Source organism: Saccharopolyspora oryzae (assembly GCF_027853915.1).
Lineage (GTDB): Bacteria > Actinomycetota > Actinomycetes > Mycobacteriales > Pseudonocardiaceae > Saccharopolyspora > Saccharopolyspora oryzae.
Map to the genome: position 1 here is coordinate 1 of NZ_JAQGLA010000105.1, position 21,629 is coordinate 21,629.

Annotated in this window: 19 protein-coding genes and 1 pseudogene; 7 read left to right on the forward strand and 13 right to left on the reverse strand. The window is 69.4% G+C overall.

Annotated elements, in window-relative coordinates; all coding sequences use genetic code 11:
* Window positions 1-27 precede the first annotated feature (27 nt).
* The 4 genes from OU415_RS34215 to OU415_RS34230 all read right to left on the reverse strand — a co-directional run bounded on the left by OU415_RS34215 (window position 28) and on the right by OU415_RS34230 (window position 3,772).
* Complete coding sequence (locus tag OU415_RS34215; protein ID WP_270953740.1) at window positions 28-1,002, reverse strand: pirin family protein; 975 nt, start codon at window positions 1,000-1,002, stop codon at window positions 28-30.
* A 148-nt stretch (window positions 1,003-1,150) separates the two neighbouring features.
* Window positions 1,151-2,314: an MFS transporter gene (locus tag OU415_RS34220; protein WP_270953742.1), complete on the reverse strand. Its 1,164-nt coding sequence runs from the start codon at window positions 2,312-2,314 to the stop codon at window positions 1,151-1,153.
* Window positions 2,315-2,417: 103 nt separating this feature from the next.
* Window positions 2,418-3,068, reverse strand: coding sequence for a class I SAM-dependent methyltransferase (locus OU415_RS34225; RefSeq protein ID WP_270953744.1), 651 nt, complete (start codon window positions 3,066-3,068; stop codon window positions 2,418-2,420).
* 44 nt (window positions 3,069-3,112) lie between these two features.
* Window positions 3,113-3,772 (reverse strand): ArsR/SmtB family transcription factor, encoded by a 660-nt coding sequence (locus OU415_RS34230; RefSeq protein WP_270953745.1) that lies wholly within the window; start codon window positions 3,770-3,772, stop codon window positions 3,113-3,115.
* Window positions 3,773-4,051: 279 nt separating this feature from the next.
* Here OU415_RS34230 and OU415_RS34235 point away from each other — a divergent pair, with 279 nt between their 5' ends.
* Both OU415_RS34235 and OU415_RS34240 read left to right on the forward strand, forming a co-directional pair.
* Entirely contained in the window at window positions 4,052-4,249 is a 198-nt protein-coding gene (locus tag OU415_RS34235) for a hypothetical protein (protein WP_270953746.1), read from the forward strand.
* A 192-nt stretch (window positions 4,250-4,441) separates the two neighbouring features.
* On the forward strand, window positions 4,442-5,401 hold the full coding sequence (locus tag OU415_RS34240; protein WP_270953747.1) for a hypothetical protein: 960 nt from the start codon (window positions 4,442-4,444) through the stop codon (window positions 5,399-5,401).
* A gap of 49 nt (window positions 5,402-5,450) precedes the next feature.
* Here OU415_RS34240 and OU415_RS34245 read toward each other — a convergent pair whose 3' ends face one another.
* A complete protein-coding gene (locus OU415_RS34245; protein ID WP_270953748.1) occupies window positions 5,451-5,918 on the reverse strand; it encodes a MarR family winged helix-turn-helix transcriptional regulator in 468 nt (155 codons plus the stop codon).
* 145 nt (window positions 5,919-6,063) lie between these two features.
* On the opposite strand from OU415_RS34245, the gene wrbA reads away from it, so the two are divergent.
* The 3 genes from wrbA to OU415_RS34260 all read left to right on the forward strand — a co-directional run bounded on the left by wrbA (window position 6,064) and on the right by OU415_RS34260 (window position 8,365).
* Complete coding sequence (gene wrbA, locus OU415_RS34250) at window positions 6,064-6,678, forward strand: NAD(P)H:quinone oxidoreductase (protein ID WP_270953749.1); 615 nt, start codon at window positions 6,064-6,066, stop codon at window positions 6,676-6,678.
* Between the two features lie 92 nt (window positions 6,679-6,770).
* Window positions 6,771-7,757, forward strand: a complete 987-nt coding sequence (locus OU415_RS34255; RefSeq protein WP_270953750.1) for a ring-cleaving dioxygenase — start codon at window positions 6,771-6,773, stop codon at window positions 7,755-7,757.
* A complete protein-coding gene (locus OU415_RS34260; protein WP_270953751.1) occupies window positions 7,754-8,365 on the forward strand; it encodes an alpha/beta hydrolase in 612 nt (203 codons plus the stop codon). The genes OU415_RS34255 and OU415_RS34260 overlap by 4 nt, the downstream gene beginning before the upstream one ends.
* Before the next feature lie 52 nt (window positions 8,366-8,417).
* Here the strand turns inward: OU415_RS34260 and OU415_RS34265 are convergent, their stop codons facing one another.
* From OU415_RS34265 to OU415_RS34290, 6 genes are all read right to left on the reverse strand, one after another.
* Window positions 8,418-8,894 (reverse strand): (2Fe-2S)-binding protein, encoded by a 477-nt coding sequence (locus OU415_RS34265; protein ID WP_270953752.1) that lies wholly within the window; start codon window positions 8,892-8,894, stop codon window positions 8,418-8,420.
* Window positions 8,895-8,913: 19 nt separating this feature from the next.
* Window positions 8,914-11,241, reverse strand: coding sequence for a molybdopterin cofactor-binding domain-containing protein (locus OU415_RS34270; protein WP_270953754.1), 2,328 nt, complete (start codon window positions 11,239-11,241; stop codon window positions 8,914-8,916).
* Window positions 11,242-11,507: 266 nt separating this feature from the next.
* Window positions 11,508-11,705 (reverse strand): hypothetical protein, encoded by a 198-nt coding sequence (locus OU415_RS34275; protein WP_270953755.1) that lies wholly within the window; start codon window positions 11,703-11,705, stop codon window positions 11,508-11,510.
* Window positions 11,706-11,976: 271 nt separating this feature from the next.
* The gene (locus OU415_RS34280) at window positions 11,977-13,254 is read right to left on the reverse strand and encodes an SLC13 family permease (RefSeq protein WP_270953756.1); all 1,278 of its coding nucleotides are present in this window, start codon (window positions 13,252-13,254) and stop codon (window positions 11,977-11,979) included.
* Between the two features lie 151 nt (window positions 13,255-13,405).
* Window positions 13,406-16,330, reverse strand: a complete 2,925-nt coding sequence (locus OU415_RS34285) for an FAD-binding and (Fe-S)-binding domain-containing protein (RefSeq protein ID WP_270953757.1) — start codon at window positions 16,328-16,330, stop codon at window positions 13,406-13,408.
* A gap of 24 nt (window positions 16,331-16,354) precedes the next feature.
* The gene (locus tag OU415_RS34290) at window positions 16,355-17,518 is read right to left on the reverse strand and encodes a pyridoxal-phosphate-dependent aminotransferase family protein (protein ID WP_270953758.1); all 1,164 of its coding nucleotides are present in this window, start codon (window positions 17,516-17,518) and stop codon (window positions 16,355-16,357) included.
* Window positions 17,519-17,610: 92 nt separating this feature from the next.
* Here OU415_RS34290 and OU415_RS34295 point away from each other — a divergent pair, with 92 nt between their 5' ends.
* Window positions 17,611-18,351, forward strand: a complete 741-nt coding sequence (locus OU415_RS34295) for an IclR family transcriptional regulator (RefSeq protein ID WP_270953759.1) — start codon at window positions 17,611-17,613, stop codon at window positions 18,349-18,351.
* 70 nt (window positions 18,352-18,421) lie between these two features.
* Here the strand turns inward: OU415_RS34295 and OU415_RS34300 are convergent, their stop codons facing one another.
* Both OU415_RS34300 and OU415_RS34305 read right to left on the reverse strand, forming a co-directional pair.
* Window positions 18,422-19,330 (reverse strand): S1 family peptidase, encoded by a 909-nt coding sequence (locus OU415_RS34300; protein ID WP_270953760.1) that lies wholly within the window; start codon window positions 19,328-19,330, stop codon window positions 18,422-18,424.
* Between the two features lie 659 nt (window positions 19,331-19,989).
* Window positions 19,990-20,970, reverse strand: a complete 981-nt coding sequence (locus OU415_RS34305; RefSeq protein WP_270953761.1) for an alpha/beta fold hydrolase — start codon at window positions 20,968-20,970, stop codon at window positions 19,990-19,992.
* Between the two features lie 192 nt (window positions 20,971-21,162).
* On the opposite strand from OU415_RS34305, the pseudogene OU415_RS34310 reads away from it, so the two are divergent.
* Window positions 21,163-21,629: pseudogene (locus tag OU415_RS34310) on the forward strand (AraC family transcriptional regulator); the annotation flags it as partial.

Consider the following 21,629-nt stretch of genomic DNA (forward strand, 5'->3'; position numbering starts at 1 on the left):
CCCGACCCGCGCCGCGTCGTGTCACCGTCAGAGGACGTCGTGGCCCGGGTGGTCGTCGGAGGGAACGGTTCCCAGCCGCCCGGCTTGGAAGTCCTCGAACGCCTGGTAGACCTCCTCCTTGGTGTTCATGACGAACGGGCCGTAGGCGGCGATGGGCTCGCGGATGGGGCGGCCGCCCAGGACGAGCACCTCCATCTCCGGGCTCCGGCTCTCCTGGGTCCGGTCGGCTCCCAGGCTCACGACGTCGCCGGGGCCGAAGACTGCCAGCTGCCCGGCGGTGATGGGCCGACCGTTGAGACCGACCGAGCCGGACCCGGCCAGGACGTAGACCAGCGCGTTGTAGTCGGGCTGCCACGGCAGCCGGAGCTGGGCGCCGGGGGAGAGCGTCGCGTGCGCCACCGTGATCGGGGTGTGGGTGCTGCCGGGGCCCTGGTGCCCGGCGACCTCGCCGGCGATCACCCGCAGGTAGGCGCCGCCGTCGGGCGAACGCAGCAGGGCGACCTCGCCGCCGCGGATGTCCTGGTACTTCGGGGTGGTCATCTTCTGCTCGGACGGCAGGTTCACCCAGAGCTGGATGCCGTGGAACAGGCCGCCCTTCATCACGATCTCCTCGGGCGGCTCCTCGATGTGCAGCAGCCCGGCGCCCGCGGTCATCCACTGGGTGTCGCCGTTGGTGATCAGACCACCGCCGCCGTGCGAGTCCTGGTGGCGGAACACCCCGTCGAGCATGTAGGTGACCGTCTCGAAACCGCGGTGCGGGTGCCACGGCGTGCCCTTGGGCTCGCCGGGTGCGTACTCGACCTCGCCCATCTGGTCCATGTGGATGAACGGGTCCAGCGCAGCGAGGCTCACGCTCGCGAAGGCGCGGCGGACCGGGAATCCCTCGCCCTCGTAACCGCGAGGAGCGGTGGTCACCGAGACCACTTCGCGCTCCCGGGCTTGCGGCTGCACTTCTCCGACCGAGGGAAGGGTCAGAACGTCGCCCACCGTGATCGCTGGCATCGGAATCCCTCCAACTTGCATGTGCATGCATCGAATACCGCGCTCCGCGGCGATGCCGCTGACGGTACTCCTCAAGTATCTTCCATGCAAGAGGTTGCCGCGCGAGTCAAATGGCTGAGGCCGGGGGCCGCGGAGGAGTGGTGGGAGGTCAGGCGCGGGCGGTTCGGGCCACTGCTGGGATCACGGCCAGGGCCAGGACTCCGCTGATGATCGCGAGGGTCGCGTAGCTGGTGGTGGCCACGACGAGGCCGGAGGCCATGCCCCCGCCGGCCCCGGCGAGGGCGATCGCGACGTCGATCTTGCCCTGGGTCCTGGCCCGGGTGGCCAGCGGGACCGTGTCGGAGATGATCGTGGTTCCGCTGATCAGGCCGAAGTTCCAGCCCAGGCCGAGCAGACCGAGGGCCAGGGCGATCAGGGCGGTGGAGTGCGGTGGCGCGAAGGCGGCGATCAGACCGGCCGCGAGGAGGGTGACGCCGGAGGCGGCGGCGACGGTCAGGCGCCCGAAGCGGTCCACGAGCAGCCCGCTGAACGGGGACGGCAGGTACATCCCGGCCACGTGCACGGCGATGACCAGACCGGCGGCGCCGAGGTCGTGGCCGTTGTGCTGCATGTGGATCGGCGTCATGGTCATGATCGCGACCATGATGAGCTGGGTGAGCACCATGACGGATGCGCCGAGCACCAGGTGCGCGCGATTGCCGTCCGCGTCCGGTGTTCGCCCGCCGGATTCCTGCTCCTCGGCGGCGATGGCCCGCGCGGTGATCAGGGGATCGGGGCGGAGCATGATCCACAGCACCGCCGCAGCCGCCGCGTAGGCGACCGCGGCGAGGATGAACGGTCCGGCCAGCCGCGGGATGTCCAGCGAATCGGCCAACCGGCCCGTCGCGGTGACCAGGTTCGGGCCGGCCACCGATCCGACGGTGGTCGCCACCAGGACGGTGCTCACGGCCCGGCCCCGGTGCTGCGGTGCGGCGAGATCGGCTCCGGCGTAGCGGGCCTGCAAGTTGGTCGCGGTGCCGGAGCCGTAGACGAACAGCGACAGGAACAGCAGCGGCACGCTACCGGCGGCAGAAGCGATGACGACCCCGACGCTGCCCACCGCTCCAGCGGCGTAGCCGACGGAAAGCCCGACGCGGCGGCCTAATCGCTGCGAGGCGCGCCCGACGACGACCGCGGCGGCAGCGGAGCCGATGGTGAACAGCGCGCTGGGCAGCCCGGACAGGCTGGTGCTGGCGAGCATCTCCTGCGCCAGCAGCGCCCCGACGGTGACGCCTGCGGCGAGACCGGCTCCGCTGAGGACTTGGGTCGCCACGAGAACGGCGAGGATGCGCTTCTGGGCTGGATGAACTGCAGCGGGCACAGCAAGGCCTTTCGGGCAGGCGGCTCCACCGGTGCGTCGGGGGACCGGGGCGGGATCAGCGTGGCTTGGTCTGGGTGATGCGCCACAGGCGGCGCGGCAGACCGCCCTCCTCGAAGGCGTGGACCTCGGGCGGGGTCCACTGCTGCGCGAGGGAGTTGACCAGGGTGCGGTCGAAGAAGTGCACGGCGAAACCACCGTGCTCGTAGATGTCGTCGCCGTGCGCGATGCCGGCGTCGTAGTGGGCATCGCCGGTGTGGCGCACGGTGTAGGCGAAAGTGCCGCCGGGGCGCAGAACTCGTCGGACCTCCGCGACCAGCGCGTGGATCTCCTCGGTGGACAGCGCCATGCACAGCAGCATGTGCGCGAACACGGCGTCCACGCTGGAGTCGGGGAGCGGGATCGGGGTGCGGACGTCGTGGACGGTGGTGGTGATGCGGTCGATCAGCCCGTCCTGCTCGGCGCGGTCGCGGAGTTGGGCCAGGCCGTCCGGGCTGAAATCCATGGCGTGCACGGAGAATCCGCGCTGGGCGAAGTGGAGGCTGTCGCGGCCGTGCCCGGCGCCCAGTTCGAGGACGGTGCCGCCGGTGGGGAAGGCGTCGGCCACCTGCTTGGCGGGTTCGGACGGCTCGTAGCCGTACATGTGGGGATTGCGCTGGTAGGTGGACTGCCAGTGGTCACGTTGAGCACGGCTCAAGTCGTCGGTCATGGTGCCTCGCATTCGGTGGATCGCCGCGTGGGGTCGGCTGGTCGTCAGGTCGTTTCCACCGGCAGCTCGGCCAGCTGCCATTCGAGCATTCCGTCGGCGAGCCGCCGGGCGCTGCGGCCGTGGGCGGTCAGCAGCCGCACAGCGTCGTGGGAGAGCACGCAGAAGCTGCCGCGGCAGTAGGCGACGACCTCCTGATCGGCCGGGATCTCCCCGAGCCGGTCGGCCAGCTCGTCCACCGGGATCGACACCGCGCCCGGGATGTGCCCGGCTTCGTACTCCTCGCGGGGGCGGACGTCGAGCACGACGACGTCGCCGGACTCGGCCCGGCGGAGCAGTTCCTCGCGGCTGACCGGCTCGGCATCGTCGGAGCCGAGGTAGGCGGTGCGGGCCGCCGCCACATCGGGCAGGTGCGTGCTGGCCACGGTCCGCACCAGCGCGTACAGCGCAGCCACGTCGGTCCCGGCGAGGCGGTAGTAGATCTTGGTGCCTTCGCGGCGGGTGGCGACCAGGTTCGCCTGCTTGAGCGTTTGCAGGTGCGCGGAAGCCGTGGTCGTGCCCAGCTGCGCTGCGCGTGCCAACGCCTCGACCGTGCGCTCGCCCTGCGCGAGCAGGTCGAGCAGTTCCAGCCGCTTCCCGCTGCCCAGCGCCTTGCCCACGCGGGCGAACTGGTCGAACAGCGCATTCCTCGCGTCCCGGTCACCCACCGTTACTCCAATCTTCCTTGGAATAGTGTAGGTCAGGGCCCGGCGCGAGGGAACCCGATCGTGGTTCCGGAGTTCATCCGATTCATCGATGTGCGCGTCTTCAAACCTTCGTTTGGCCTGGTCACATTGCGAACACGCAGCGTAGTGCCGGGTTGTCCGGGATGTCCCGCGATTCGGGGTGATGGGGCTGTGACGGGGTGGTGACGGGTGTCTGGCGTACTTCCCGTCAGCGGCTGCTGCCGCTGTCGGAATTCTCGTGAAAGCGAACTAGGGGGAACCATGTTCGAACACCTGTCGGTGGAGCTGCTTCCGGAGCGCAAGGCCCTCGGCGGCGGCTGGTGGGGCGGCTTCGGCGACATCGACCAGGACCTCGACGTCCTGCAGAACGTCGATGTCGACGTCGACAACGACTCCTGCTTCGGTGACGTCGACGTGACGGCGTTCAACAACGCCAACGTGAACCAGCACGCCTTCTGACGGTTCTGAATCGGCTCAACCCCTGGCCGCCCACCGCTGCTGCGCGCGGTGGGCGGCCAGGTCACCACCGCGTCCACTGTGGATTTCACCGAGCTCCTGAAAACGCCCTCCGCGGAACTCGGTCGCTGCTAGCGTGACCGGGGTGTTGATCAACGAATCCCGATTGCACCCCCGGAAAGGCCGGAGATGCGCATGAACCCGGCCGACTGCCCCACGCTCCACAACCTGGACAACGCCTCCACCGCGTTCCTCTTCGAGACCGTCGACTTCGGCGTGGAACACGTCAAGCAGGGCGAGGGCCCGTTCATACCGTTCGCGGCCACCCTGGGCGAGAACGGCGAGAAGGGGATCGCGAAGTTCATCGGCGACGAGGACGACGACTCGTGGACGCAGGAGGACATGGTGGCCCTCGGCCGCCGGAAGCTCCGCGAACTCGACGACGACCCGCACTGCGTCGCGCTGGTCCACGACGGCTACTTCACCGGCGACGGCGGCCGGACCGAGGCGGTGTTCGTCGAGGCCTACGAGCTGGGCCGCCCGGCGGGCGTGCACCTGTGCCAGCGCTACGAGCGCCGCGGCGGCGAGATCGTCCTCATCGGCAACCCGATGCTGTTCGACGACGCGGTGGAGCCGCTGGTGCCGGCCGACCGGCAGCGGGTCGAATTTCCCCACCTGAGCTCGGAAGCGAAGCGGTTCGCGCTGGACGTGATCGGCATCGGGATCGAGTGCCTGGAGCCGGAGCCGGCCGTCATGACCCCGTTCGCCGCGGTCGTGGGCGAAGACGGCTCGCCCGAGATGTGGAGCCTGGTCGACGACGAGGACGACCCCACGGTGGGCGGCGGCCTGGACCTCGGTCGCGAGCAGCTCGCGGCGGTCGACCGAGCCGCCATGTTCGTCGCGCTGGTCTGGGGCGGCGAGAGGCTGGACGGCGGCGAACAGGAAGGGGCGGTGTTCACCGAGGTCTACGAGCTCGGCCGCCCCGCGGGCGTGCAGCTGGTCCAGCAGTACCGGCGGATCGACCACGACCGCATCGCGCTCATGGGTGAACCGCAGGTGCTCGACGAGGCGGAACCGCTGGTGCCGCCGGTCGAGCAACCCCGATCCGCCGCCTTCGCCAGGCTTCAGGAGATGGCCAACCAGAAGCGCGGCTGATCAGCACGGACCCGTGAGCACTTTTCGTCGCTATAGCACCGGAAAGTGCTCACGGTGCGTTCGTGGTGCGCAGAGTGCGCATGGCTTCGGCGAGCTCTCCCGCCCGTTCCGCGGCGAGCGGTGACAGCACCCGTTCGCGAAGCACTTCGGCGCAGGCCGTGCGGGCGCGCTGAGCTACGTCGAGCCCGTGCTCGGTGAGGGTCGCGTAGGTGACGCGGCGGTCGGTCTCGCACGGTTCGCGGCGGATCAGGTCGGCCTTGGTGAGGCGGTCGGCGACCTTGGTGAAGCCGCCGCTGCTGAGCGCGGCCTCCGCCGCCAGCTGGGTCATCGGCAGCCGGTGGTCGGGGGAGCGCAGCAGCCTGATCACGATGTCGAACGAACCGGGCGCCAGTTCGACGCGGTCGTTGATCTCGTTCATCAGGCGCTCCTGGGTGGCGTGGTAGCCCTCGATGACCAACCCCCACCAGGTGATGACCTCGTCGTCGGTCCGGCTGCTGGGAGAACCCTTCTCGTTCACGTGCGCCTCCTTCTTTCCTGGTCACAGCTTACCGGAAGATTCTTCTTCGGATAAGTCTTGCGCAGAAGAGATGAGCGCGGTAGCGTCTGCCGCGTAAGAGGTTGATGGCGTTCCCCGCCCGTCCTGTGAACAGGAGTTGTTTGCTGTGAGCGACGCCGTGAAGCTGAGCATCATCTACTACTCGTCGACCGGTATCGGTACCGAGATCGCCAAGACCCTGGCCGCCGAGGCCGAGGCCGCGGGCGCCGAGGTCCGGCTGCGCCGCGTCACCGAGCTCGCCCCCGACGTGGCGATCGACAGCAACCCCGCGTGGCGCGCCAACGTCGACGCCACCCGCGAGATCCCCGAGGCCACCGCCGACGACGTGGTGTGGGCCGACGCCGTGCTGTTCGGTTCCCCGACCCGCTTCGGCAACATCTCGTCCCAGCTGAAGCAGTTCATCGACACCCTGGGCGGGCAGTGGGCGCAGGGCCAGCTGGCCGACAAGGTCTACAGCGGCTTCACCTCGACCTCGACCACCCACGGTGGCCAGGAGTCGACGCTGCTGGCGCTGTACAACACCTTCCACCACTTCGGCGGCATCGTGGTCGCCCCGGGCTACACCGACGGCGCGAAGTTCGCCGACGGCAACCCCTACGGCACCAGCCACGTCGACGCGCAGGGTGCGAACCAGGTCGACGACACCACCCGCAAGGCCGCGGCCGTGCAGGCGCGCCGCGTCGTCGGCGTCGCGCAGGCCCTGAAGAACGGCCGCGCCTGATCGATCGGCTGGGCATCCGGTGACCTGAGGCCGGATGCCCAGCCGACCCCCACCCGAACCGCGAGTCCACCCACGAACCGCAGGAGGCGGTCATGTCGATCAGTCCCAGCGGCCTGCACCACGTCACCGCCATCGGCGGGAACCCGCAGCGCAACGCCGACTTCTACCTGCGCACCCTCGGGTTGCGCCTGGTCAAGACCACGGTCAACTTCGACGATCCGGGCACGTACCACCTGTACTACGGCGACGGCGAGGGCAAGCCGGGCTCGCTGATGACCTTCTTCCCGTGGGACGGCGTCGCGAACGGCCGGCTCGGCACGGGCCAGGCGACCACGACGTCCTTCTCGGTCCCGGCGAACTCCATCGGCTGGTGGAAGCAGCACCTCGAAGCCGCCGGTGTGCAGACCAGCCGGGTCATGACCTCCGACGAGGAGGACACCCTCAGCTTCCGCGACCCCGACGGCCTGTCGATCGCCCTGGTCGCCCACCAGCAGCCAGACCCGCGCGCTCCGTGGGACACGCCGCTGGTGCCGGGCGAGCACGCCATCCGCGGCCTGCACTCGGTGACGATGACCGTCGCGGAGGAGACCGGGACCGCCGACACGCTCGTCGACGACCTGGGGCTGCGGTTCCTGCACCAGGACGGCGACCGGCTGCGCTTCGCCGCCGGCGACGGCGGACCGGGCGCGCTGGTCGACGTGCGGGTGGACCCGGCCGCGCCGCGCGGTCTGGTCGCGGGCGGAACGGTGCATCACATCGCTTGGCGGGTGCCGGACGACGCGACCCAGCTGGCCTGGCGCGAAGAGCTGGTCGGCAAGGGGTACGACGTGACGTCCATCCTGGACCGCCAGTACTTCCACTCGATCTACTTCCGCGAGCCCGGCGGGGTCCTGCAGGAGATCGCCACCGACGACATCGGCTTCGGCGTGGACGAGCCGCTGCTGGAACTGGGCCGCTCGCTGAAGCTGCCGCCGTGGTTGGAGCCCAAGCGCAAGGAGATCCAGGCGGCGCTGCCGAAGCTGGACCTGCCCGACGAGAACAACCCCGAGGTCGCCGAAAGGCTGGCTGCGCGGCGATGAACACCTTGCGACACCGCTTCGTCGAAGGATCCGCGGATGCGCCGGTGCTGCTGCTGTTGCACGGCACCGGTGGCAGCCCGGAGGACCTGATGGGGCTGGCGAACGAGATCAGTCCGGACTCGGCCCTGCTCGCTCCTGCCGGGCCGGTGTCGGAGAACGGCATGGCGCGCTGGTTCCGGCGGCTGCGCGAAGGCGTTTTCGACCACGAGGACGTCGTGGTCCGCGCCGACCAGCTCGCCGACTTCGTCCTCGGAGCGCGCAGCGACTACGGGTTGGACGAGCGGCGGATGGTCGCCGTCGGCTTCTCCAACGGCGCGAACATCGCTGCTGCGACGGCGTTGCTGCGCCCCGACGCGATCACCGAGGTCGTCGCGTTCGCGGCGATGCTGCCGGTGCCCGAGCCGCCCGCCGTCGACCTGAGCGGCACCCGGGTGCTGCTGTCGAACGGGACGCGCGACCCGATGGCACCGGAGGAATCCGCGAAGGAACTCGTCGCGGAGTTCGAACAGCGCTCCGCCGAGGTGACCGCCCACTGGCACCCCGGAGGACACCAGATCACCGCCGAAGGGGTCCAAGCAGCGCGCAACTGGCTGCGGAACACCCGGTGAGCACTGGGCTTGCCCGTTCGACGAGGGGCTGAACGGGCAAGCCCAGCAGCTGTCACATCTTCTCCGCTCCGGCCTTGATCGCCTCGCGGATCCGGTAGTAGGTGCCGCACCGGCAGACGTTGCGGATCTCGTCCAGCAGCGAATCGTCGATGTCGCGGCCCTCCCGGCGGGCCTGGTTCACCTTGGCCACGGCCGCCATGATCTGCCCCGGCTGGCAGTAGCCGCACTGCGCGACGTCGTGCTCGATCCACGCCTCCTGCATCGGGTGCAGGTCCTTGCCGACCGTCTTGGGCAGGCCCTCGATCGTGGTCACCTCGTCGTCGGCCGAGATCTCGCCGACGGGCACCGCGCACGGGTTGAACGCCTTGCCGTTGATGTGCGACGTGCACGCCTTGCAGACGTTGATCCCGCAGCCGTACTTCGGACCGCGGATGCCGAGCAGGTCGCGCAGCACCCAGAGCAGGCGCTCGCCGTCCTCGGCCTCGACCGTCACCGTCTCGCCGTTGACCTTGAAGGTGTGGGTGGGCATCAGCTAGGACCTCCAGGACTCAGTAGGTGTGGCTCAGGCCGTCGGTCGGCGACGCCGGCACCGGGGGGATGAACGACTTCGGCTCGAAGTGCAGCGGATCGTTGTGGTTGATCGGGAAGTACTGCGGCAACTTCCCGACCGCGCGGGTGTAGGCGCAGGCGGTCGCGGCGAACGCCGAAGCCACGCCGGCTTCGCCCGCACCACCGGGCGGGTTGTCCGTCGGCACCACGAAGACCCGCATGTCGCGCGGGGTGTTCCACTGCCGCGTGTAGGCGGTGTTGTCCCAGCTGGCCTCGAGGAAGTGGCCGTCGGCGAGGTGGCTGGAGTTGGTCAGCGCCAGCGCGATCCCGTCGGAGATGCCGCCCTGCATCTGCGCTTCCACGCCCTTGGGGTTGATCGCCAGCCCGGGGTCGATGGCGAAGGTGACCTTCGTGACCAGCGGACCGGTCACCGCGTCGCGCACCTTGCGGTTGACCGTCTCCGGACGGCAGTCGATCTCCACCAGGCAGGCCGAAGCGCCCTTGTACTCCTCGTGGATCGCGATGCCCTGCGCCATCCCGGCAGGCATCTTCCGGCCCCACTGGCCTTCCTCGGCGACCTTCTTCAGGACGTTCTTGACCCGCTCCTTGCGCAGGTAGGCCATCCGGAACTCGTAGGGGTCCTTGCCCAGCTTCTTCGCGATCTGGTCGACCACCAGCTCGTTGGCGGCGCGCACGTCGGGGGAGTAGACGTTGCGGACCGCGCTGGTCGGGAACCGGTCGCGCTCACCGGTTTCCATCAGCTTCTGGTTGATGACGCCGAAGTTGTACGGCATGAACTGGGTGGTCTCGAAGATCGTCTCGGCCAGGCTGAGGTTGCCGGCGATCGGGATCGTGCCGATGGAGGCGGTGATCGCCTCGCCGAAGCCGTGCGTGAAGTCGACGGCCACCCCGGTGTGCCGGTGCTCGAAGCTCAGCACCTCGTCGCCGACGTGCGCGACGCGGACCCGGGCCGTCACCATCGGGTGCGAGCGCCCCTGCCGGGGTTCGTCCGCGCGGTGCCACATCAACCGCACCGGCGCCTTGCACGCCTTCGAGACGATCGCCGCTTCCAGCGCGCCGTCGAAGAACAGCTTCCGGCCGAACGACCCGCCGCCCTCGACGACGTTGAACGTCACCTTGCTGGCAGGCAGTCCCAAGGTCGCGGCGATCTCCTGCTTGGCCGCGATCGGCGACTTCGCCGAGGCCCAGATGGTGGCGCTGCCGTCGCGCACGTCGGCGACGGCGGAGTTCGGTTCGAGCGGGGAACCGCTGCGGAAGTGGAAGGTGAAGTCGAAGTCCATCGTCTCGGCCAGCACCGGCAGGTGCGGCACCGCCATCGGCAGCTCGGCCGACTTCAGCTCGGCGCGGATCGACTCGTCGGACGAGTTCTCGACCGGGCCCGGCTTCCACTTCACCTTGAGCGCGCGGATGGCGTCGATGCACTGGCCGAAGGTGTGCGCCCGCACGGCGATGCCGCTGGGCACCTTCTCCACGTGCGTGACGCCGTTCATCGCCTTGACCTCGGCGGCGTTGAGCACGGACTCGGGGCTGCCGCCGACGGTCGGCGGACGGCAGATCATCGCCGGCAGCGCGCCGTCGACCTCCAGGTCCATCGCGAACTTCTTCTGCCCGGTCACCGCGGCCACGGCGTCCTTGCGGCCCTGCGACGTGCCGATGACGCGGAACTTCGACTCCGGTTTGAGCTGCACCTCGCGCGCGGTGGTCTTGGACACCGCTGCGCGCGGCACGACCTCGCCGTAGGACAGCTTCTTCCCGGCGCTGCCGAGGATCTCGCCCGCCTTGGCCTGCAGGCTGCCCACGGTGTCGCCGAGCAGGACGGCGGCGGCCTCCAGCAGCGCCTGCTTGGCCAGCGCGGCGGCGACCCGGACCGGGGTGTACATCGCGAAGATGGTGTTCGACCCGCCGGTGAGCTGGTTCCACACCAGCTCCGGCCGCGCGGGCGCCAGCGTGACGTTGACCTTCTCCAACGGCAGCTCGAGCTCTTCGGCGATGATCATCGCGATGGACGTGGTGATGCCCTGGCCCACCTCGGCGCGGGGCATCTCGAAGGAGGCCGTGCCGTCCTCGTGCACCTCGACCTTGATCAGCTGCGAGGTCGGTTGCGCGGCCGCGGTGAGCAGGTCGTTGAGGTCGTAGAGGTCCGCGGGCACCGGGGTGGTGACCGGGGCCGCCTCCGCCGACGAGCCCAGCAGGCCCACGTGGGCGGCGGCGACCAGGCTGGTGCCTCCGACCAGGAAGCCGAGGAACTTCCGCCGACCCATGCCCTCCGCTGGCACGCCGTGGTGTTCCGAGCCTGGCTGTGACATGCCGTCTCCCGTCGCATCGCCGAACGAAATTTCACGCGTGCTGAGCGTGAACCGAACTTCTCGCCCTCAACTGTTCAGATCTTGTACACCGGTACGACCGCATCGGCCAAGATCGGAGTGATCTCGGTCCTGCGCGGAGCGGGCGGTGTCGCGCGACGGGGCGGGACTTCGTACAGCGAGCTCGGGTGTCCATCGTGGACACGACGAACTGGCCGTCCACCGCGTGGTTGCGGTGGACGGCCAGGGGTTCGGCTGAGCCAGGGAGGTTAGTTGGCGCCCTGGTTGATGCTCGCGTTGTTGAAGGCGGTCACTTGGACGTTGCCGCAGAACGAGTTGTTGTCGACGTCGACGTCGGTGTTCTGCAGGACCGCGATGTTCTGGTCGATGTCGCCGAAGCCGCCCCACCAGCCGCCGCCGAGGGCCTTGCGCTCCGGAAGCAGCTCGACCGTCAGGTGTTCGAACATGGTTCCCCCTTGTTCGCCGTTCACGAGATTCCGACTGCGGCTCGTGCCGCTGCCCGCGAGTACGACAGACACCCGTCACCACCCCGTCACACCACCGTCACGCCACCTCCCGAGACCGTCCCCGAGCGAGCGGTTCACGCTCCGTGTTCACCTCACGAACAGGGGAAACGGAGGTTTGAAGTCCCTCCGGTCGATGAATCGGATGAACTGGTGAAGATCCCGCGCACTCCACGGGACGACCGGCAAAACACCCACCGCAGGGCCGGTGATGTCAGAGCCAGCCGGGGAGCACGAAGATCGCGACGGTCAGCACCGGCGCCACCACGATCATGCTCATTCCCCAGGTCATCAGGCCCTTGAACGTGGTGTCGCGCTCGGCCTCCGGGGTGCTGGCGACGACGAGCGCGCCGCTGGTGGAGAAGGGGGAGGAGTCGACCACCGACGAGGACAGCGCCAGGGCGATGATCAGGCCGACCGCACCGACCTGACCGGTCTGCAGGAACGGCACCGCGAGCGGGATGAGCGCACCGAGGATGCCGGTGGTCGAGGCGAACGCGGACACGCCGCCGCCGATGAGGCAGATGACGAACGCGGCCAGCAGCGGGACCCCGATGCCGACGACGCTGTTGCCGAGGAACTCGATGGTCCCGATGTTCTCCATCAAGCTCACGTAGGTCACCACGCCGCAGACCAGCAGCACCGTCGGCCACGCGACCTCGGACACGGACTTCTTCGCGGTGTCGGGCCACAGCAGCACGATGATCGTCGCGATGCTCAGCGACAGCAGCCCCACGTCGAACTCCAGCGCCAGCGCACCGACCGCCAGCGCGACGAGACCGGTGAGCGTCGCGATCCGCTGGGCGTTCAACGTGGTCACCTCGCGGGTCGCCGTCGCCGTGCCCGATCCGCCCTCGGGCTCATCGGGCTCGGTGGTGACCCGCCGTCCCAGCAGGTGCTTTCCGCCGAACATGTAGAACACCGCGATGCTGAGCGCCGTGTTGAACAGCAGCGAGCTGAGCCACAGCAGCACCGGGTTGCCCGGTAGGCCGCTGCGTTCCACGACGCCGTTGGTGATGCTGCCGAAGATGCTGATCGGGGAGAAGCCGCCCGCGCTCGCGCCGTTGATGATGAGCAGACCCATCAGCAGCGGGTTGATCCGGTAGCGGGTGGCGAAGTTCAGGCCGATCGGCGCCATCATCGCCACCGCACCGGGGACGACGGCGCCGACCATCGTCAGCAGGCTGGTGACCAGGAACATCACCCACGGGATGAGGGCTATTCGCCCGCGCACGGCGCGAACGCCGCTGTGGATGAGCCAGTCGACCGTGCCGTTGGCCTTGGCCACGGCGAACAGCAGGGTCACGCCGACCAGGGTGGCGAAGAGATCACCCGGGAATCCGGCGAAGAGGTCGTCGCTGGACTGGCCGAAGGCGAACGTGCCGAGCAGGAAGGCGCCCAGGAACGCCACCGCTCCCATGTTCACCGAGCGCAGGGTCGCTAACGCGAAGATCAGAACCAGGCCGATGATCGAGACTACCTGTGTGGACATCGACACTCCTCGAGGCTGGCATTGGCTCGCAGGGGGTGGTTGATGCTTTGGTGCGTCTGCGGGATCTGGCAGTTGTGGTCGGGGTCGCGCTCCTGACTAGCACTTCGAACGCGCCGAGTGGACGGGTGATCGGCTCGGGATTTCCCGGGCCTCAACCCGAGTTCGCGCGGCCCTCCACCGCTTCGCGCACCAGCTCGACCGGGTGCCACGCGGTGCGCCCCGCGCCGTGGAAGATCTGCTGCCGGCAGGACACCCCGGTCGCGGCCACCACGACGTCGTCGGATTCGCCCGCCAGCGCGGGGAACAACCGGTCCCCGCCGACGGTCATCGACGTCGCGTAGTGCTCCGACTCGAAGCCGAAGGAGCCCGCCATCCCGCAGCAGCCCGCATCGATCTCCACGACCTCGGCGCCCGGGATCCGGCGCAGCAGCGCGACCGTCGCGGCGGTGCCGACTTCGGCCTTCTGGTGGCAGTGACCGTGGAAGACGATGCGCCGCCCGGCCAACCGGGAGTCCGCGCGAAGTGCCAGCCGACCGGCGTCGATGGCCTCGACGAGGAGCTCCTCGACCTGCTTGACCCGGTCCGCCACCGCGCGCACCGACGTGGACTCCGGCAGCAGCGCGGTGTGCTCCTCGCGGAGCATCAGCACGCAGGACGGCTCGCAGCCGACGATCGGCGAGTCGTCCTGCGCCAGCGACGAGACCAGCGCGGCGGCCTTCTCCTTCGCGTCGTCGAGCAATCCCTTGGACATGCTCGAACGGCCGCAGCAACCGCCGCCGGCGAGGTTCACCTGCCAACCAGCCTGTTCCAGCAGCTCGATGCCCGCCCGGCCGATGCGCGGTTCGGTGTAGGTGGTGAAGGAATCCGCCAGCCAGGTGACCGGAGTGCCGTCGCTCGGCCGGGACCTGCGGTGGAACCAGCGGAGCAGGTTGTCGCGCTGGAACGCCGGCAGCGGGCGTTGCGCGGTGATGCCGAGCGCCCGGTCCAGGATCCGGCGCAGGAAGCCGATCCGGCCCGGCAGGTTCGACAGCGGGGCAGCGGCCGAACCGATCCGGTTGAGCGCGCGGATCGAGGAGAACACCCGCGACCGGAGCGGAGTGCCGTGGACGTCGTGGTGGTGCGCGAGGGCTTCGGCCTTCAGCGAAGCCATGTCCACGCTCATCGGGCACTCGCTCTTGCACGCCTTGCACATCAGGCAGAGGTCGAGGATCTCGTGCAGGCGCTCGTCGCCGAGCGCGGCGTGCGGGTCCGGTTCGGACAGCGCTTTCACCAGCGCGTTGGCCCGGCCGCGGGTGGAGTGCTCCTCGTTCTTCGTCGCGATGTAGGACGGGCACATCACGCCCGCGGTCGACTTCCGGCAGGCGCCGATGTTCATGCACCGGTCGGCCGCACCGCGCATACCTCCGACGACCTCGAACTCCAACGCCGTCCGCAGCGGTGGTGCGGGTGGGAGGGCATCGCGGTCGCGCAGGTTCTCGGTCATCGACGGCGCGTCCACGATCTTGCCCGGGTTCAGCACGCCACCGGGGTCGAACAGGCGCTTGACCTCGCGCATCGCCTCGTACAGCGCGTCGCCGAAGATCTCACGGTTGAACTCGCTGCGGGCCAGGCCGTCGCCGTGCTCGCTGGAGTTCACCCCGCCGTACTCGGCGACCAGGTCCTTGACCGCCTCGGCGACGGTGCGCATCTTGGCGACCTCGTCGGGGTCGGTCAGGTCGACGAACGGCCGGATGTGCAGGCAGCCCACCGAGCAGTGCCCGTAGAAACCCGCCTCCATCCCGTGCTCGTCGAGGATCCCCTTGAACCGCGTCGTGTACTCGGCCAGGTGCACCGGGTCGACGGCGGTGTCCTCGACGAACGCCAGCGGGCGGCGGGTTCCTTCGCCCGCGGCCATCAGCAGGCCCAGGCTGGACTTGCGGACCTTCAGCAGCGCGGCCTGCTCGGCGGGGGTGACCGCGCGGAGCGTGTGGTAACCGTGCCCGCTGCGCTGCCACTGCCGGTCCAGCTCGTCGAGCTTGCCGATCAGCTGCTGCTCGTCGTCGCCGGCGAAGGACACGAACAGCAGCGCACCCGGGTCGCCGACGAGCACGGTGCCGAGGTCGGCGAACTCGATCTTCTGGCGGGACAGCTCCAGGATCGTCCGGTCCATCAGCTCGACCTGGTGCGGATCGCAGGCCAGCGCGTCGGTGGTGGCCGCGATGGCGCTGGCGGCGTCGGTGAAGTGGCCGACGGCGTAGACGGTTCGCGCGGGTTTGGGCACCAGGTCCACCAGCGCTCGGGTGGCGATGACCAGCGTTCCTTCCGCGCCGACCACGAACTTCGCCAGGTCGAAGGGCTTCTCCGCGCCGAACCCCACCACCCGGTCGAGCCGGTAGCCGCAGGCGCGCCGCCAGAACGCGGGCATCTTCGCCCGGATGACCTCCGCATTGGCGTCGACCAGCGCCGGAAGTCCTTGGTAGATCCGGCCTTCGAGGGTGTCCGCCGATGCCCGGCGCCTCCGCTCGGCTTCGTCGACGGGCTCGAACCGGGCTCGCGAGCCGTCGGAGAGCACCACGTCCAGCGCCCGCACGTGGTCGATCGTCATGCCGTAGGTCAGCGATCCGCTGCCCGCGGAGTTGTTCCCGACCATCCCGCCGATGGTGGCCCGGTTGCTGGTGGAGGTGTCCGGGCCGAACATCAGCCCGTGCTCGGCGGCGGCCCGGTTGAGCTGGTCCTGCACCACGCCGACCTCGACCAGCGCGGTGCGCGCGACCGGGTCGACGTGCAGGATCCGGTTCATGTGCCGGGACATGTCGAGCACCAGGCCGGGGCCCACGGTCTGGCCGACCAGGCTGGTTCCCGCGCCGCGGGGCACGATCGGCACGCCGAGCCCGGCGGCGATCTCCACCGCTGCGGCGACGTCGTCGGCGTGGTGCGGGAAGGCGACGCCCAGCGGCGTGATCGAGTACATGCTGGCGTCGCGGGAGAACAGGTGGCGGGTGTAGTCGTCGAAGGCGACCTCGCCGTCCAGGGCGTCGCGGAGCGCGCGCTCCAAACGTGAACCGAGAGTCTGCTGCGCGGTGGGGGAGCCGGTCATAGCAGGTCCTTTCGTTCGCGACGGTCAGGCGCGCAGTGCCTCCAGCGCGGTCTGGATCCCGGCCGGGTCGATCGGCACCCCGGCCAACTGGAGTCCCATGTGGACACCGGAAAGGGTGCCGGCCAGCGCTAGGTCGTTGAAGTCACCGAGGTGGCCGATGCGGAACACGCGGCCGTTGAGCTTGCCCAGCCCGGCTCCCAAAGACATGTCGAAGCGATCCAGGATGATCTGGCGCACCTTGTTCGCGTCGTGCTCCTCTGCCAGCAGCACGGCGGTCAGCGAGCTGGAGTGCTCGCGTTCGTCCGCGCACAGCACCTCCAGACCCCAGCCCCGGACGGCGGCCCGGGTCGCCGCGGCGTGCCGGTCGTGCCGGGCGAAGACCTCGGGAAGTCCCTCGGATTCGAGGAGGGACAACGCTTCTCGCAGACCGTAGAGCAGGTTGGTGGGCGGGGTGTACGGGAAGCTACCGCGCTCGTTGGCGTCGAGGACGGGCGTCCAGTTCCAGTACGACTTCGGCAGCCGCGCCTTTTCCGCGGCAGCGAGGGCTTTCCGGCTGATCGCGTTGAACCCCAGACCGGGCGGCAGCATCAGGCCCTTCTGCGAGCAGCCGACCGCGACGTCCACGCCCCACTCGTCGTGCCGGTAGTCGATGGAACCCAGCGAGGAGATCGTGTCGACCAGCAGCAGCGCCGGGTGGCCGGCTTCGTCGATGGCCGAGCGGATCTCCGGCACGCGGCTGGTGACCCCGGTCGAGGTCTCGTTGTGCACGACCATCACCGCGGCGATGCTGTGCTGCTGGTCGGCGGCCAGGTGCTCGGCGACTACCGCAGGGTCGACGCCGTGCCGCCAGTCGCCGGGGACGAAGTCGACGACCAGTCCGAGACCTTCGGCCATGTCGCGCCACAAGGTGGCGAAGTGGCCGGTTTCGAACGCGAGCACGCGATCACCCGGGGACAGGGTGTTGACCAGCGCGGCTTCCCAGGCGCCGGTGCCCGAGGACGGGTAGATGACGACGGGACCGGTCGTGCCGAACACCGGCTTGATCCGGCGGAGCACGTCCATCGCCAGCTCGGCGAAATCCGGTCCGCGGTGGTCGATCGTGGGTTGCGCGAGGGCGCGCAGGATCCGGTCGGGGACGTTGGTCGGTCCGGGGATCTGCAGGAAGTGCCGTCCGCTGCGGGCAGTCATCGCACACCGAGCCCTTCTGTGCCGTGAGGTGGTACGCTGTGCCGTTTTGAAGCGCCGAGAGGGTAGGCATCGCGACGGGGGGAGTCAAGGCCGTGCGCAACGTCCTGAACACGCTGCGGGTGCTGGAAGAGGTCGCGGCGCGGCAGCCGATCGGAGTCGGCGAGCTGTCCCGCATGCTGGGAATGCCGAAGAGCACCGTCCAGCGCGCGCTGCTCACCCTCGACGAGGCCGGGTGGATCCGTCCGGCGGAGGGCGAGGTGAAGAGGTGGGCGCTGACCACCAAGGCGCTCGCGATCGGCGGCCGGGCCAGCGGCGACCTCGGCCTGCGCGACGCGGCCCGGCCGATCATGGAGGACCTGCGCCGGCGCACCGAGGAGACGATCCACCTCACCGTGCCGGAGGAGGACAAGGTCGTCCTGATCGAGCGCCTGGAAACGTCCAAGCCGCTGCGCATCAGCATGTCGCTGGGGCACGCGCTACCGCTGCACGCCTCGGCCAACGGCAAGGCGGTCCTCGCGCACAGCGGTGCTGACGTGCTCCAGCGCGTGATCGCCGACGAGCTCCCGCGCTACACCGAGAACACGATCACCGATCCGGACCAGATGCACGCCGAGCTGGAGCGGATCCGGGAGCGCGGATTCGCGGTCAACCGCGGCGAGTGGCGCACCGACGTCGGCTCGGTCGCGGCAGCCGTCGTGGGACCGGAGAAGCCGATCGCCAGCCTCAGCGTCAACATCCCGGTGAGCCGCCTGACCCCGGAGTCCGAGGCGCTCTTCGGTCAAGCGGTGAGCGAAGCGGCAAGAACCCTCGCCGCCCGCCTCGGTTACGCCTAGGACGTCGAAGTGCGGGGCGGGAAGACCTCGTGAGAGGTCCTCCCGCCCCGCGCCCGTTGCGGATGGTGGGTCAGAGACCGCGGCTTCCCGAGGACGAGATGATCTTCCCGGGCTTCCCCGGCTCGCTGCCGGGTGATCCGCCGGGCGATCCGCCGGGCTTACCCGGCTTGCCCTCGGAGGACCCCGACGAGCCGCCGGAGCTCATGGTCTGGCTGATCCAGTCGGTGTGCGCCACGACGTCGGTGTAGATGCCGGGCTTGTCCGCGCAGTTCTCGGCCTGTCCGCGGCTGGTCGCGCCGACCAGCGCGTAACCGCTGCCCTCGTTGATCACAGCCGGGCCGCCGGAGTCGCCGTAGCAGGCGCTCACCTTGCCGTCCTGGTTGTCGATGCACAGCTCGCGCGAGGCGTCGAAGGGGTTGTCCGCGCTGGTGCACTTCGACGGTGAGGTCGTCTTGGTTTCCAGCTCCTTCAGGTTCACCGGCGGTTCGCCGCACTTGGGCGTGCCGCACGTCTGACCCCAGCCGAGCAGGTGCAGCGCGGTGCCGGGCTGCGGCTGCGAGGAAGCGATCTGGATCGGATCGGACTCGGCCGACTTGGACAGGTGGACCAGGGCGATGTCGTAGCCGGCCTGGTCCTCCTTGTACTGCGGGTGGGCCACGAACTTGTCCGGCTTGACGACCTCACCGCCGCTGGTGCGGTCGCTCGTCCCGATCCGGTAGTGGATGTCGCTGGGCTTCTGGTCCTTCACGCAGTGCGCGGCGGTGACGAGCCACTGCGGGGCGATCAGGGAAGCGCCGCAGTGGTGCTGACCGTCGCTCGACTGCATGGAGGCGATGAAGCTGTAGGTCTGCGTCGCCTTGGTCCCGCCGATGATGAGCGGTGTGGCCGTGGCGCTGGCGATCGGGGTGGCGAGCACGAGCCCGGCCAGGGCCGTCGCCGCTAAAGCGAGAATTCCTCGCTTCAGAGAACCTCGGGGCATGTTCTGTCCTTCCGCTCCAGCTCTGCGTCGGGGGAGAGCGCCATGAGCTGGGAGTACGTGGGGGTCTGCCGAGATGCTTCCGGTGGACAAGACCATTAGCATTAACCCGAATGGGTGAACCACGCGACGTGTTGGATCAGCTATCGAGAGTGCGCATCGAACCTTGCCGAATCGGCGAAACCCGTTGCGGCGCAAGGGATCTTCCAGTTGTCTGGTTTATACGTTCTGCGCGGTTCAGAGAGCGCTGGTGGGAAATTTTCCACCACAAAGTCGTCGGTTCTGGGCGTACGTTCCTGCTCGTCCGCGTGGTGTTCGCCGAGTTTGCGCTGGCACTGCTGCCGATCTCGGCCTCTCGGTCCACATAGGACTTTCGTGTAGTAGATCGGGACACGGCCCGACGGGCGTTCGCGCGTTCGAAATCCTTGGTGTGCAACAAGAACTCGCTCAGGCAATCCCGAAAACCCCTGAGTCGTACTAGCTTCACCCATCGGCTGCCGCTGGGGTTCCGGTGCGGAGCGGCGCAATTTCAATGGAAATCAGACCTCCGATTTCCATTGAAATTGCGGAAGTTGTCCACAGCGAGGGGCGCCTGTCCACAGGTGTCGGCATGTCGTGGTCCGACACGCCGGTCGCGTGTCGGGGTACGGCAGCGGTTCGGGTCAGCGTGGTGCGGTTCCGGTGGCGAAGTCGCGCAGGAGGGACCCGGTGGTGTCCGGGTCTTCGAACATCGGGGTGTGGCCGACGCCGTCGAGGATCTCGATCCGTGCCTTCGGAACCCGGCGGTAGTCCTGCGCGGACGACGGCTGCCAGCGCCGGTCCTGCGCGCCGAAGATCACCAAGGTCGGCAGGTCGACGTCGGCGAGGCGGTCGGGGATCGTCCGCTGCGCCAGGTACGCATCGACCGCCTCGTCGGTCCCATTGAGGCTGCGGTAGGTCAGGCCCCGGACGTCGGTGATGAGCTGGTCGGGGACTTGCACCTCGCGGGTGAACGCGGTGCTCATCGCACCGCGGATCGCGCCGTCGGTGCGCAACCGCCAGATCAGCTCGCCGATCACCGGCGTCGTCATCAGATCGCCGACGAAGCTCTCGCCGAGGAAGGCGTCCGCCCGCGGGCCGGTGTCGATCACCGCGACCGCTCCGACCAGGTCGCGGCGCTGCTCGGCCAGCGAGGTGGCGACGGCACCGCCGGTGGAGTGCCCGACGACGGTCGCCCGGCGCACTCCGAGCCGATCGAGCACCGCGCCCACCCGTCCGGCCTGCTCCTCGATGCCGTAGCCATCGGTCGGCTTGGCCGATCCGCCGTGCCCGAGCAGGTCGATCCGCACCACGTGCAGGCCTTGCAAGGCCGGGAGCACCGGATCCCACCAAGCCGTCGAACCGGCTAGGCCGTGCAGGAGCACCACGGCGGGCGCGTCGGCAGGTCCGGACTGCGCGACGTGAATGTCCCCGCCAGGAACGCGAACAACTTGCTCGCCGGATGCTTCGGCGGTCTCCGTGCGCACGGCCACCGTGTTCCACGCCAGCAGGGTCGCAAGTCCTCCGGCGACCAGCAGCGTGATCCGCCGCCGTCGACTCCGCGACCGTGAACGGCCCGGTGTCGCCCCGGCGCGTGGTTCCTGCGAGGTGGTCGTTCCGCTCATGGATCCTCCGTTCGTCCCGGTGGGCCACCAGCTTTCCGGTGTCCGGAACGTCGCGTCTTGGAGAAATGTCAGCGCCCGGCTCCCGTCGCCACGTACAGTCGCCGTGTGCGATCAGCTCGCCGGACGGCCGAATCCACTGCTGGCTGGGAGATCGCGCGGCCACCGGGAGCTCCCTTGCTGCCCGGAGTCGACATGGCGGGGTTCGACATCCGCGGTCCGGTCGAACTGCGCGCCATTCCCCACCCGGCCGTCACCGTGGCCGTCGAGTTCGGCGACCGCCCGATCGACATCCGCGGCGCGACCGGCGTGATGCGGTCGGAGGGCCTGGTCGCAGGTCTCGGCTTCCACGCCTTCCAGGCGCGCGCTGAAGACCTCACGTGCATCCAGATCCGCCTGTCGCCGCTGGTCGCGCACCCCTTGCTCGGGATCCCGCTCGCGGAGCTGCGCGAGCACGTCGTCGCGCTCGACGACCTCTGGGGCCGCGGTACGGCGCGCCTGCGGGAGCGGTTGCACCAGGCGCGGACCTGGCGGGAGCGGTTCGCCGTGATCGGAGCGGAGCTGTCCGGACGTCTCGACGAAGGCCGGGAGGTCGAGCCGGAGGTGGCCTGGGTGTGGCGCCAGATCGTCGCCAGCCGCGGGCGACCTGCGGTGCGTGACCT